Annotated in this window: 11 protein-coding genes; 8 read left to right on the plus strand and 3 right to left on the minus strand. The window is 70.5% G+C overall.

Going from position 1 to position 12,606, the window contains the following annotated elements; all coding sequences use genetic code 11:
• Positions 1–2: 2 nt before the first annotated feature.
• Positions 3–1,991, plus strand: coding sequence for a galactose oxidase-like domain-containing protein (locus tag ACFY1U_RS10160; RefSeq protein ID WP_390693620.1), 1,989 nt, complete (start codon positions 3–5; stop codon positions 1,989–1,991).
• A gap of 28 nt (positions 1,992–2,019) precedes the next feature.
• On the opposite strand, the gene ACFY1U_RS10165 is transcribed toward ACFY1U_RS10160, so the two are convergent.
• Both ACFY1U_RS10165 and ACFY1U_RS10170 read right to left on the minus strand, forming a co-directional pair.
• Positions 2,020–3,018 carry a glycoside hydrolase family 6 protein gene (locus tag ACFY1U_RS10165; protein ID WP_390693621.1) on the minus strand — a complete coding sequence of 333 codons (999 nt, stop codon included), beginning with the start codon at positions 3,016–3,018 and terminating at the stop codon, positions 2,020–2,022.
• A 102-nt stretch (positions 3,019–3,120) separates the two neighbouring features.
• Positions 3,121–4,104: a DUF5937 family protein gene (locus tag ACFY1U_RS10170; RefSeq protein WP_390693622.1), complete on the minus strand. Its 984-nt coding sequence runs from the start codon at positions 4,102–4,104 to the stop codon at positions 3,121–3,123.
• Between the two features lie 106 nt (positions 4,105–4,210).
• On the opposite strand from ACFY1U_RS10170, the gene ACFY1U_RS10175 reads away from it, so the two are divergent.
• The 5 genes from ACFY1U_RS10175 (at position 4,211) to ACFY1U_RS10195 (ending at position 9,390) form a co-directional block, all read left to right on the plus strand.
• A complete protein-coding gene (locus ACFY1U_RS10175) occupies positions 4,211–5,497 on the plus strand; it encodes an MFS transporter (RefSeq protein ID WP_390693623.1) in 1,287 nt (428 codons plus the stop codon).
• A 10-nt stretch (positions 5,498–5,507) separates the two neighbouring features.
• Entirely contained in the window at positions 5,508–6,017 is a 510-nt protein-coding gene (locus ACFY1U_RS10180) for a MarR family winged helix-turn-helix transcriptional regulator (RefSeq protein ID WP_390693624.1), read from the plus strand.
• A gap of 59 nt (positions 6,018–6,076) precedes the next feature.
• On the plus strand, positions 6,077–6,415 hold the full coding sequence (locus tag ACFY1U_RS10185; protein WP_344399082.1) for a DUF3817 domain-containing protein: 339 nt from the start codon (positions 6,077–6,079) through the stop codon (positions 6,413–6,415).
• Between the two features lie 161 nt (positions 6,416–6,576).
• Entirely contained in the window at positions 6,577–8,277 is a 1,701-nt protein-coding gene (locus tag ACFY1U_RS10190) for a methylmalonyl-CoA mutase (RefSeq protein ID WP_390693625.1), read from the plus strand.
• Positions 8,278–8,388: 111 nt separating this feature from the next.
• Complete coding sequence (locus ACFY1U_RS10195; protein WP_390693627.1) at positions 8,389–9,390, plus strand: trypsin-like serine peptidase; 1,002 nt, start codon at positions 8,389–8,391, stop codon at positions 9,388–9,390.
• A 35-nt stretch (positions 9,391–9,425) separates the two neighbouring features.
• On the opposite strand, the gene ACFY1U_RS10200 is transcribed toward ACFY1U_RS10195, so the two are convergent.
• The gene (locus tag ACFY1U_RS10200; RefSeq protein ID WP_390693628.1) at positions 9,426–10,055 is read right to left on the minus strand and encodes a TetR/AcrR family transcriptional regulator; all 630 of its coding nucleotides are present in this window, start codon (positions 10,053–10,055) and stop codon (positions 9,426–9,428) included.
• Positions 10,056–10,315: 260 nt separating this feature from the next.
• On the opposite strand from ACFY1U_RS10200, the gene ACFY1U_RS10205 reads away from it, so the two are divergent.
• Positions 10,316–11,296 carry a tetratricopeptide repeat protein gene (locus ACFY1U_RS10205; protein ID WP_390693629.1) on the plus strand — a complete coding sequence of 327 codons (981 nt, stop codon included), beginning with the start codon at positions 10,316–10,318 and terminating at the stop codon, positions 11,294–11,296.
• A 622-nt stretch (positions 11,297–11,918) separates the two neighbouring features.
• Positions 11,919–12,551 (plus strand): DUF6230 family protein, encoded by a 633-nt coding sequence (locus tag ACFY1U_RS10210; protein WP_390693630.1) that lies wholly within the window; start codon positions 11,919–11,921, stop codon positions 12,549–12,551.
• The last annotated feature ends 55 nt before the right edge of the window (positions 12,552–12,606 follow it).

Here is a 12,606-nt window from a genome sequence, read left to right on the forward strand (position 1 = left end):
CCATGGGCCGGAACGCTGAGAACAAGTACCGCAAGAGCCCCGGGAAGAGGACGACCAGAAGGGCCGTCCTCGGGGTCGGGGGCGTCATGGTCCTGGCCGGTCTCAACGCCCCGGCCGCGGTCGAGTTCGCGGGTGAGGAGTACCACGAGTACAAGATCGCCCAACCCGAGTACCAGGCGAAGTACGGCTCCTGGCAGCGGGTCGACATCCCCGCGAAGTACCGCACCAACGCCATCCACGCGGCGCTGCTGCACACCGGCAAGGTGCTGATCGTCGCCGGGTCGGGCAACGAGCAGAAGAAGTTCAACGCCGGGTCCTTCGACACCGTCCTGTGGGACCCGAAGGCGAACACCTTCAAGAAGATCCCCACCCCCGCCGACTTCTTCTGCTCCGGCCACACCCAACTCCCGGACGGGCGGCTCCTCGTGGCCGGCGGCACCGCCCGCTACGAACTGCTCGACGGCGAGGTCAAACGGGCCGGCGGCGGTATGCGGATCAAGAACGAGAACCCCCTCAAGTCGGTCTTCCTGAAGAAGGGCACCCGCTTCCGCTCGCCCGCGGGCGTCGAGTACGTCAGCCGCTTCGACGTCACCGTCCCGAAGGCCAAACCCGCAGCCGGTGCGGCCGGGGCCGGCGCGGTGCGGCCCGGGCAGGCCCCGGCCCCCGCGCCGGCGGTGGCGGGCGAGGCCCGGGTCTTCGTCGAGGCCGTCGAGGCCGGTCCGCTGTCCGTCACCGAGAAGCAGGCGCAGTACGACATCGTCGGGCTGACCGGCAAGGACGCGGCCAACACCTACGGGCTGAGCGAGAAGATCACCCTCGACAAGCAGGACTTCCAGGGCATCCGCACCGCCTACGAGTTCGACCCCGTGGCCGAGCGGTATGTGCCCGTCGACCCGATGCAGAAGGCCCGCTGGTATCCGACGCTGGTCGGGCTCGACGACGGGCGGGTGCTCGCCGTCTCGGGCCTGGACGACGTCGGCATGATCGACCCCGGGGACAACGAGATCTACGACCCCAGGACCAAGAAGTGGTCACCCGGCCCGAAGCGGTACTTCCCGACGTACCCCGCACTCTTCCTGACCAAGGGCGGCAAGCTCTTCTACACGTCCTCCAACGCCGGTTACGGGCCCGCCGACCAGGGGCGGGAGCCGGGGCTGTGGGACCTGAAGACCAACACCTTCCGGAAGGTTTTGGGGCTGCGCGACCCCGACGAGACGGAGACCTCCTCCTCCGTGCTGTTGCCGCCCGCGCAGGACCAGAAGGTGATGATCCTGGGCGGCGGAGGCGTCGGCGAGTCCAGGAGGTCGACCCCGCGCACGGCCGTGGTCGATCTGAAGCAGGACAACCCCGTCTTCAAGGACGGGCCCGGCCTCCCCCAGGGCACGCGGTACCTGAACAGCGTGATCATGCCGGACGACTCGGTGTTCACCACCAACGGCTCCGAGGACTACCGCGGCCGCAGCGCCAGCAACATCTTCAAGGCGCAGTTCTACGACCCGAAGAGCAACGCCTTCCGCGAGGCGGCCGCGCCCACGGTCGGCCGCAACTACCACTCCGAGGCGCTGCTGCTGCCCGACGGCAGGGTCGCCACCTTCGGCTCCGACCCCCTCTTCGACGACCAGCAGAACACCAAGCTCGGCCACTTCGAGCAGCGCATGGAGGTCTTCACCCCGCCCGCGCTGCACAGGAACGGCAAGAACCGGCCCGTGCTGGAGGGCGGCCCACGGGAGCTCGGCAGGGACCGCCGCGCGACCTACCGCACCGACCACCCCGAACGGGTGACGAAGGCCCGGCTCATGCGGCCCAGCGCGGTCACCCACACCACCGACGTCGAGCAGCGCTCCATCGAACTCGGCCTGACCAAGGACGCGCACTCGGTGACGGTCGCCGTACCGGACGACCCGGCCCTGGTGCCGCCGGGCTGGTACATGCTGTTCGTGACGGACGCGCAGGGCACGCCGTCCGAGGCCAGGTGGATCCAGGTGAAGTGACCGCCGGGCCCGATCCCCCGGCCCGCGGCTAGGGCCTGGAGTTGCGTGCCAGCTCCAGGGCGTACTCCGGCCACCACTTCCCCGCGGCCGGCCCGCTCGCGCACACCCCGTCGGACTCCCCGGGCCGTTTGATCCACAGGTAGGCGTCGAGGAGGGGTTCGCCGGTGTCGGTCGTCGGGCGGGTGCCCAGCGCGCGGCCGGGCGGGTTGCACCAGGCGCCGGCCAGCGGGCCGTTGCCGTTGCGGCTGGTGTCGACGACGAAGTGCTTGCCGCCGAGGTCGGCGGAGAGCTCCAGGCCGTACGCCTTGGTCAGCTCGTCCGTCTGGAAGTTGGAGACGTTGAGGGAGAAGCCGTCGGCCTTCTCGATGCCGGCCTGCTTCAGCGGGTCGACCAGCTTCCACGGATCGCGGATCCAGGCCGGGTTGCCCGCGTCCAGGTACACCTTGGTGTTCGGCTGCTGTTTCAGTCGGACGACCGCCTCGTTCAGGAGCTGCTCGCGCTCGTCGTGGTAGTCGGCCGGTGTGCAGCCGTCCACGATGTGGGCGATCGCGTCCGGTTCGAGGACGACCAGGGCCTTGCCGTCCCCGAGCGCGTCCGCGAACTTGCCGATCCACTCGCGGTAGGCGTCCGCGTCGGCCGCGCCGCCCGCGGAGTGCTGGCCGCAGTCGCGGTGCGGGATGTCGTACGCCACGAAGAGCGCCGTGCGGTTCTCCTCGGCCGCGGACTCCACGGCCGCCTTCACCTTGGGGCCCGGGTCGATCTCGCCGGCCGGCCACAGCGCCTGCGGTTCGTCCGCGATCCGCTTGAGCAGGTGCGCGTCCTGGGCGCGGCCCGCCCGCCGCCACTCCTTGATCTGCTTGGCGGCCGGGCTGTCCGGGTCGACCCAGAAGTCCAGGGAGCCCGCGCGGGCCGCCTTCTTCGGGGCGCGGCCCGCCGCGGCGGCCGTGTCGATGTCGGACGCGGACGAGCAGCCCGTCGCCAGCCCGAGGACCGCGACAGCCGCGAAGATGTGGATCAGCCGGGACATGCTGCTCCCTGGGGCGAAGGTGACATTTACTGATGATTCGTCAGCAATCGTTGCACAAGGGATTTCAGGCTGCAGGATTCGACATGGCAGCCGTGGGACGGGTCAGGCGTCCGACGACACCAGCGCGATGCCCAGCGGCGTGCGCTCGTACAGCACCTGATGGCCGTACCGCCGGGCCGTGAGCAGACCCGCGTCCCGCAGCAGCGTCAGGTGCGCGGAGACGGAGGACGGGGCAAGGCCCAGGCGCTGGGCGAGGGCGCCGGTGGTGGCGGGTTCGTCGAGGCCGGCGAGCACGGCCGCCCGCCCGCGCCCGAGGAGTCGTACGAGGACGTCCGGGGCGCGATCGGCGGGCTCGGCCCACAGGCCGCCGATGCCGCGCGCCGGGTAGGCGAGGGTGGGCTGCCACGGGGGCTCAAAGGTGCTGACCACGTCCGGCCAGATGAAGACGCTGGGCATCAGGACCAGGCCCTGTCCGCCGAGCCGCCGCTCGTGCCGGCCCTGGAACTCGACCGTGAGCGTCCCGGCCTGCCAGCCGAACCGCCGGTTGATCTCCGGCAGCACTCCACCGAGCCCGACCTCGGCCAGCCGCCGCGAGTGGAAGGCGACGTCGGCCTCCAGGAGGGTGCGCAGCCGGGGCCAGTCCGGGGCGATGAGCGCGCGCCAGGCCTCCTCCATCGCATCCGACAGTTCCTCGATCATGCGGACGGGGTCCTTCAGCCACCTGCGGGCCTGCGGCGAGTCGAGGGCGCCCGGCGTGTCCGCGAGGGACATCGCGGTGTCCTCGCGGGCCGCCTCCGGGTCGCTCGCCCGCACGGCCGCGATCTCCTCCTCGAAGGCGGCGGCAGGGCCGATCGGGGGCGGGCAGAGCCAGTCGGGGCAGTGGCCGCGCCGGGGCATCAGCAGCCACAGAGCGGTCAGGTCGAGTCCGGCCGCCACCCGGCCCGTACGGCGCAGCCAGTGCGCGTGATAGCCCTGCCGCTCGGGCCGCTTGAGCATCCGCACGACCTCCTGGGTCTCCCACAGCGGGGACACGGCGAAGCGGCAGCGGAGGAAGTCGTCCTCCCCGAAGTGCAGCCGTGACGGCACGGGCCCTCCCTCGACATTCGGCCGACATCAATGCTCGGCCGACGTCAACATTCGCCTGGAGCCGAATCTCTAGGATGTCCCACACCGGCCGTGGACGCTGCTGTCCATGCCACCAGACATGCCCGAGGCCACCACGACCCTGCCCGCCCCACCCCAGGCCCCTCCCGCCGGTCACGGCCGCTACCTCGACGTGTTCGCCGTCCGCGAGTTCCGGGCCGTCTTCGCGGCGCACGCCCTGTCCCTGCTCGGCGTGATCGTCAGCGAGATCGCGCTGTCCGTCCTCGTCTACGACCTCACCGGCTCACCCCTGATGAGCGCGCTCACCTTCGCGCTGGGCTTTCTGCCGTACGTCGTCGGCGGGACCCTGCTCGCGGGGCTCGCCGACCGCTTCCCGCCCCGGCGGGTGCTGGTGGTGTGTGACATGGCACAGGCGGCGTGCGTGGCGCTGATGGTGGCGGCCGGTCCGCACATCGCCGTCCTGCTCGCCCTGCGCTGCTGCGTCGCCGTCGTCTCGCCGGTGTTCCAGGGGACGAGGATGGCCACGCTCGCCGACATCCTCGGCGACGGCGACCTGTTCGTGCTGGGCCGCTCGCTGCTGCGGATCGTGTCCCAGAGCGCGCTGCTCGTCGGATACGGCCTGGGCGGACTGCTCCTGATCGCCGTGACCCCGCGCCACGCCCTTCTGATCACCGTGGCGGGCTTCTGCGCCTCCGGCGCCCTCCTGCGCTTCGGCACCCGGCGCAGGCCCGCTCGCGCCTCGACGGGGAAGGCCCTGGTCACGGACTCCCTCAAGGGCGCCCGCCAGGTTCTCGCCGACCGCCGCGTACGGGCCCTGCTCCTGCTCTGCTGGGTGCCGCCCATGTTCGCCGTGGCCCCCGAGGCGCTGGCGGCCCCCTATGCCGACGAACTGGCCGCCGGATCGGTCGGCCTCGGCCTGCTGATGTGCGCGCTGCCGGTGGGCACGATCGCCGGCGAGCTGTACGCGGGCTCCCGCCTGCGCCCCGCGACCCGCGAACGCGTCGCCCTCCCCCTGGTCGCCGTCACCCTTCTCCCGTACCTCGGCTACGTCCTCCACCCCGGCCTCGCCCCCTCCCTCCTCCTGCTGCTGCTCTCGGGGGCGGGGTCGGCGTACACGCTGGGCCTGGACCAGTGGTTCGTGCGGGCCGTGCCCGAGGAACTGCGCGGCAGGGCCATGACCCTGCTCACCGCCGGGCTGATGACGATCCAGGGGGTGGGGATGGCGCTGGCGGGGGTCGTCGCGCAGTTCGCGGGGGTGCCGGCCACCGTGGCGGGGGCCGGAGCGCTGGGCGCGGTGTGCTGCGTACTGCTCGCCCTGGAAGCCCGGCGGACCGAAAGGCGAGACGGGGCTGACCACCATGTGACCGGCCGGTAAGGTCGGTTCCGTGCCGAAGCCGCTCAGTCTGCCTTTCGACCCGATCGCCCGCGCCGACGAACTCTGGAAGCAGCGCTGGGGAAACGTGCCGTCCATGGCCGCCATCACCTCGATCATGCGCGCACACCAGATCCTGCTCGCCGAGGTCGACGCGGTGGTCAAGCCGTACGGGCTGACCTTCGCGCGGTACGAGGCGCTGGTGCTGCTCACCTTCTCCAAGGAGGGCGAGCTGACGATGTCGAAGATCGGCGAGCGGCTCATGGTGCACCCCACCTCGGTGACGAACACCGTCGACCGCCTGGTGAAGTCGGGTCTGGTGGCCAAGCGCCCCAACCCCAACGACGGGCGCGGCACCCTCGCCTCCATCACCGACAAGGGCCGCGAGGTCGTCGAGGCGGCCACCCGCGACCTGATGGCGATGGACTTCGGCCTCGGGGCGTACGACGCGGAGGAGTGCGCGGAGATCTTCGCGATGCTGCGCCCGCTGCGGGTGGCGGCCCATGACTTCGCCGAGGAATGACGTCGCCGAGGACTGACCCGGCCCAAGATCTCCCGGAACGGGCGGTTACGCTCGACGCCATGAAGAAGAGCGTGCTGACCCGCTACCGCGTCATGGCCTATGTCACCGGTGTGCTGCTGGTCCTGCTGTGCCTGAGCATGATCGCCAAGTACGGCCTGGACGTCAGCGGCGCCGCGGACTTCACCCGCGTCGTCGCCATCGCACACGGCTGGCTCTACGTGGTCTACCTGATCTTCGCCTTCGACCTGGGCTCCAAGGCGAAGTGGCCGGTCGGCAAGCAGCTGTGGGTGCTGCTCGCCGGGACGATCCCGACGGCCGCCTTCTTCGTCGAGCGGAAGATCAGCCACGAGCTGGAGACGAAGCTCACGGAGGGCTCGCCCGCGGTCGCCAAGGTCTGACGGCCATCGACGTGGCGGCCGCCGGGCCGCCGCGGCCCAGACCCCTGCAGGTCACCGCCCGCGACGGCCCCGGCTCGTGAAGGGCGGCGGCCGGTGTGGACCGGGTGGCCGCCCTCCGGCTCCCCTCGACATTTACTAGGACGTCCAAGTAAATTCGAGGTATGGACGCTGACGCCATCGAGGAGGGCCGCCGCCGCTGGCAGGCCCGGTACGACGCTTCGCGCAAGCGTGAGGCCGACTTCACCACGCTCTCCGGGGACCCCGTCGAGCCGGTGTACGGGCCGCGGCCGGGGGACACGTACGACGGGTTCGAGCGGATCGGGTGGCCGGGGGAGTACCCCTTCACGCGCGGGCTGTATCCGACCGGCTATCGAGGGCGTACGTGGACCATCCGGCAGTTCGCCGGGTTCGGGAACGCCGAGCAGACCAACGAGCGCTACAAGATGATCCTCGCCAACGGCGGGGGCGGTCTGTCCGTCGCCTTCGACATGCCGACCCTCATGGGGCGCGACTCCGACGATCCGCGCTCGCTCGGCGAGGTCGGGCACTGCGGGGTCGCCATCGACTCCGCTGTCGACATGGAGGTCCTGTTCAAGGACATCCCGCTCGGGGACGTCACCACCTCCATGACCATCAGCGGGCCCGCCGTGCCCGTCTTCTGCATGTACCTCGTCGCCGCCGAGCGGCAGGGCGTCGATCCGGCGGTGCTCAACGGCACGCTCCAGACCGACATCTTCAAGGAGTACATCGCCCAGAAGGAGTGGCTGTTCCAGCCGGAGCCCCATCTGCGGCTGATCGGCGACCTGATGGAGTACTGCGCGGCCGGGATCCCCGCCTACAAGCCGCTGTCCGTCTCCGGCTACCACATCCGCGAGGCGGGGTCGACGGCCGCGCAGGAGCTGGCGTACACGCTGGCCGACGGGTTCGGGTACGTGGAGCTGGGCCTCTCCCGCGGGCTGGACGTGGACGCGTTCGCGCCCGGGCTGTCCTTCTTCTTCGACGCACACGTCGACTTCTTCGAGGAGATCGCCAAGTTCCGTGCGGCGCGGCGCATCTGGGCCCGCTGGATGCGGGACGTGTACGGGGCGAAGTCCGAGAAGGCGCAGTGGCTGCGCTTCCACACGCAGACCGCCGGTGTCTCGCTGACCGCCCAGCAGCCGTACAACAACGTCGTGCGTACGGCCGTGGAGGCGCTCGCTGCGGTGCTCGGCGGGACCAACTCGCTGCACACCAACGCCCTGGACGAGACCCTCGCGCTGCCGAGCGAGCAGGCCGCGGAGATCGCGCTGCGCACGCAGCAGGTGCTGATGGAGGAGACCGGGGTCGCCAACGTGGCCGATCCGCTGGGCGGTTCGTGGTTCGTCGAGCAGCTGACGGACCGGATCGAGGCGGACGCGGAGAAGATCTTCGAGCAGATCAAGGAGCGGGGGCTGCGGGCGCATCCGGACGGACGGCACCCGATCGGGCCGATCACCTCCGGGATTCTGCGCGGGATCGAGGACGGCTGGTTCACCGGCGAGATCGCCGAGTCGGCCTTCCGGTACCAGCAGGCCCTGGAGAAGGGCGACAAGCGGGTCGTCGGCGTGAACGTCCACCACGGGTCCGTCACCGGGGACCTGGAGATCCTGCGGGTCGGTCATGAGGTGGAGCGGGAGCAGGTGCGGGTGCTGGGCGGCCGCAGGGCCGCGCGGGACGAGGCCGGGGTGCGGGCGGCCCTGGACGCCATGCTCGCCGCCGCCCGTTCGGGCACCAACATGATCGAGCCGATGCTGGACGCCGTACGCGCCGAGGCGACCCTGGGTGAGATCTGCGGGGTGCTGCGGGACGAGTGGGGGGTGTACACCGAGCCGGCGGGATTCTGAGACGCCTACCCCGAGAAGCGTTTATAAAAATGTGACCTGCCTCCTTTCCCGCGATCGTTCCCGTGCATAGCATCGGCCCGTCGAGTCCGCCGATGCTCAGGGGAACTGACGGTGCGTAGGTTTTTCAGACCCAGAGTGGTACGGGCCGCCGTCGCGGTCGTGGTGGCCATGCTGCCGTGCGCCGCGCTCGTCCCGGTCGCGTCCGCGCATTCCGTTCCGCCGCCGGTGAACCCCGTGGCGCAACGGCTGGACGCCTACTGGAACCCGGCCCGGCTGACGGCCGCGCTGCCCGTCGACACCGGCCTGGACAAGGACTCCGTCTACTCCACCGCCCCGGACACCGGCGCCGCCGCTTCCTCCGCGGTGGACGGCCCCATGCCCGGCGAGTTCATCCCGCCCAGCCACAGCTTCGACGGCATGCCCCAGGCCGGCACCTTCTTCTGGACCGACGCCGGCGGCACCGGGCGCACCTGCAGCGGCTCCGTGGTGCGCAGCCCGGGCCACGACCTGGTGCTGAGCGCGGGCCACTGTCTGAGGGGGTACTCCGGCACCTCCCCGCGCCGCAACCTGGCCTTCGTGCCGCAGTACCACGACGGACTCAAGCCGTTCGGCGTGTTCCCGGTCCGGGTCAACGGCGTCTACGTCCCGCAGCAGTACTACGACCTCAAGGAGCACGCCGGCGCCCAGTACGACTACGGCTTCGCCGTCACCGAGCCCAACCAGGACGGCAAGCTGCTGCAGGACGCGGCCGGCGCGGTGCAGCTGCTCACCGACACCGGGTACCACCACGCCCCGGTGCGGATGATCGGCTACCCGGGAGGCGCGGACAAGCCACTGGAGTGCTGGAGCCGCACCACCCGCTACGACAGCGACGACCCCGACGAGCCCGGCAGCTATCCGCGCATCGCCTGCGACGCCTTCGTGGACGGCACCAGCGGCGGGCCGATGCTGGTGCCGTGGAAGGGCGGCTGGGCGGTGGTGGGCGTCATCGGCGGCTACCACACCGGCGGTTACACCCCGCAGATCTCCTACAGCGCCTACTTCGGCAAGAGCGTCGGCCAGCTCTACGGCGACGCGGTCACCGGCGCCCCGCCGGCCGGCCCGGCGTCGTAGACCTCGTAGCAGCAGACTCGTGGCAGCGGGAGCGCCTACGGCTCCTGGGTGCTCGCTCCCAGGCCGCCCAGGAGCAGGGTCGTGAACGCGCGCACCCACTCCTCGTCGGCGGCATGGCCGCTCACCAGGGTGCGGTGGACCACGGCGCCCGCGACCACGTCGAAGATGAGGTCGACCGTGCGGACGGCCTCCTCGGGGTCGGTCTCGGGGGGCAGTTCGCCGCGGGTCTGGGCGCGGGCGCGGCCCTCCAGCACCAGTCGCTTCTGGCGCTCCACGATCGAGGAGCGGATCCGCTCCCGCAGGGCGTCGTCGCGGGTCGACTCCGCGACGACCGCCATCAGGCCGCTCGCGGCCTCCGGGCGGGCCAGGATCGCCGCGAACTGCAGGACCACGCCCTCGATGTCGGCCGCCAGGGTGCCGCGGTCGGGGAGGACGAGTTCGTCGAAGAGCTCGGCCACCGCGTCGACGACGAGTTCGTTCTTGCCCGCCCAGCGGCGGTACAGGGTCGTCTTCGCAACCCCGGCCCGGGTCGCCACGTCTCCCAGGGTGAGCTTCGACCAGCCCAGCTCCACCAGCGCCTCCCGGGTGGCCGCGAGGATCGCGGCGTCCGCCTCGGCGCTGCGCGGGCGTCCTGAGGCGCGGGTGGCGGGGGTACGGCTCTGCATCCCACGACCATAACCGGCAGTTCCTGTGAGGCCGTGAGGGAGATCACCAGCGGGTGGTACCGGGGAGGCACTCGGTGCCATTACGCTACGACTCGTAGCGAAAGCTCGTGAGCGATTCCACGGGCGGCAACCACTGACGTGGGGTGGGGACCCGGCGTCGAACAGAACGCAACAAGGACCGGCTTTCTCAACGCACGGGATCCGGGGGTTTCCCCCGGAGTGTGCAGCACTGACGCGCGGGAACGGGGGAGGATAGACGCATGCAGCCACGGAACATGTCCATGAGCGGAGTCGTCGACCTCGCCGCGGTGAAGGCGGCCCAGGAGGCCAAGGCGAAGGCGGAGCAGGCGCGCGCCGAAGCGGCCCGGCAGGGCGGCGGCCCGGGAGCCGTCTCCCCGGCCGATCTCGTCATCGACGTCGACGAGGCGGCCTTCGAGCGCGACGTCCTGCAGCGGTCCACCGAGGTGCCCGTCGTCATCGACTTCTGGGCCGAGTGGTGCGAGCCCTGCAAGCAGCTGAGTCCGGTCCTTGAGCGGCTCGCCGTCGAGTACAACGGCCGCTTCCTGCTCGCCAAGATCGACGTCGACGCCAACCAGATGCTGATGCAGCAGTTCGGGATCCAGGGGATCCCGGCCGTCTTCGCCGTGGTGGCGGGGCAGGCGCTGCCGCTCTTCCAGGGGGCCGCCGGCGAGCAGCAGATCCGGCAGACCCTCGACCAGCTCGTGCAGGTGGCCGAGCAGCGCTTCGGCCTGACCGGTCTGACGGTCGACCCCGACGCCGAGCCGGGCGGCGCCCAGGTCGCGGCCGAGGCGGCGCCGGCCGGGCCGTACGACGCGCTCTTGGAGGCGGCCGTACGGGCCCTGGACTCGGGGGACTTCGGCGGTGCGGTGCAGGCGTACAAGAACGTACTGAGCGAGGACCCGGGCAACCCGGAGGCCAAACTGGGCCTCGCCCAGGCGGAGTTGCTGCAGCGCGTGGGCGGCCTCGACCCGCAGCAGGTGCGCAAGGACGCCGCCGAGAAGCCGGCCGACGTACAGGCGCAGATCGCGGCGGCCGATCTGGATCTGGTCGGCGGTCATGTGGAGGACGCCTTCGGGCGGCTCATCGACACCGTCCGGCGCACGGCGGGTGACGACCGGGACACGGTACGTCTGCGACTGCTGGAGCTTTTTGAGGTCGTCGGGGCGGATGATCCGAGGGTGGCGGCGGCCCGGAGGGCGCTCGCGCGGGCGCTGTTCTGACCAGTCGCTAAACACCAGGGCATGTGATGCCCGAGTGAAGGATTTGCCGAAGGAACGTCAGTGCGGCCGCGCTTTACCAAATCTTGGTAAACGCGGCCGCTGTTACTGGGAGTAAGTTCCGGGCGTTGATCTGTCGGTTTCTGTCCAACGATCAATAGTTTTGTCCGACCCCTCGACTGCACCCTCCGTCGCCAGTTGAGACCTGTGGGTCGTCCTTCGGTTATCCGGCCGTTACTACCCAGTAACGAAGCCCCTTGTGCGGGCGGCGAGAATGCACCACGATCGGCGACGCTCGGTCCTTTCCCGTACCCCGACAGCCGGTTGGGTCGCGGGAGTTCCTGGGTCCCCACCGAGCAGAGCCTGTGTCACTGGCACCGGCTCTTGGGCAGGGGGGTCTTCGCCGCTCGGCGAAGCCTGTCCAGCAAGGTTGTGCGTGATGCGTGTCAGGCGCGACCAGTGGTTGTCGCTCGGGGGTGATCGCCGGTGATCGGTGCGCGGTTTGCGCCTCCGAGTGCGGGCGCTCTCCTTCCCGAGGACGTAGCACTTCTCCCATCCCTGCCCGGCTGAGCCGCCGACAGGCAGCAGTCAGGGCCAGGAGATGTACGTCCGAGAAGGAGGAAATATGGAGTCCCAGGTGCGTGGCGGGACCAGATGGAAGCGGTTCGCTGTGGTCATGGTGCCCAGCGTCGCCGCTACGGCCGCGATAGGTGTCGCCCTCGCGCAGGGCGCTCTCGCCGCGTCGTTCAGCGTGTCCGGCCAGCAGTTCAAGGTTTCGGCCGACTCGCTGGTGGGCCACGGCTTCGAGCAGTACGGGGCCATCGACTCGGGGTACACCCTCGACGGCAAGAAGACGGCTCATCCGGTGGCGGTCTCGGCGTTCAACGACGCGACCATCACGAACCTCTGCCAGTCCGTGGTCACCCCGGACATCCCTCTGCTGGGCAGCGTCAGCCTGATCCTGCACGCGGGTGGCGGCAAGGACCCGGTCGAGGCCAGCAAGCTCTACATCGACCTCGACGATCTGAGCGCCGACGCGACGTTCACGAACATCGACATCGGTGTGGCTGCCAGGGACGCCAACAAGGGTCCCGGCATCAAGAGCGGTGACACCACGAACCCGAACGGTTTCGCTCAGCAGGCCGAAAAGGCCGAGCTGACCGGTGTGAAGCAGACGGCGTGGGCGACCACCGCCGGAACCTTCAAGCTCAGCGGACTGAAGATGTCCGTGCAGACGGGTACGCACGAGTGCTACTAGGCGCTCGTTGACGGGCGGGGGAGCCGATGGCGCCCCCGCCCGTCCACCTTCCACC

Source organism: Streptomyces sp. NPDC001351, from assembly GCF_042896045.1.
Classification (GTDB): domain Bacteria; phylum Actinomycetota; class Actinomycetes; order Streptomycetales; family Streptomycetaceae; genus Streptomyces.

Excerpts from the sequence above, each read along its gene's own strand:
- ACFY1U_RS10160 (WP_390693620.1), top strand. The coding sequence starts at position 3 with ATGGGCCGGAACGCTGAGAACAAGTACCGCAAGAGCCCCGGGAAGAGG.
- ACFY1U_RS10165 (WP_390693621.1), bottom strand. The coding sequence starts at position 3,018 with ATGTCCCGGCTGATCCACATCTTCGCGGCTGTCGCGGTCCTCGGGCTG.
- ACFY1U_RS10175 (WP_390693623.1), top strand. The coding sequence starts at position 4,211 with ATGCCACCAGACATGCCCGAGGCCACCACGACCCTGCCCGCCCCACCC.
- ACFY1U_RS10185 (WP_344399082.1), top strand. The coding sequence starts at position 6,077 with ATGAAGAAGAGCGTGCTGACCCGCTACCGCGTCATGGCCTATGTCACC.
- ACFY1U_RS10190 (WP_390693625.1), top strand. The coding sequence starts at position 6,577 with ATGGACGCTGACGCCATCGAGGAGGGCCGCCGCCGCTGGCAGGCCCGG.
- ACFY1U_RS10200 (WP_390693628.1), bottom strand. The coding sequence starts at position 10,055 with ATGCAGAGCCGTACCCCCGCCACCCGCGCCTCAGGACGCCCGCGCAGC.
- ACFY1U_RS10205 (WP_390693629.1), top strand. The coding sequence starts at position 10,316 with ATGCAGCCACGGAACATGTCCATGAGCGGAGTCGTCGACCTCGCCGCG.
- ACFY1U_RS10210 (WP_390693630.1), top strand. The coding sequence starts at position 11,919 with ATGGAGTCCCAGGTGCGTGGCGGGACCAGATGGAAGCGGTTCGCTGTG.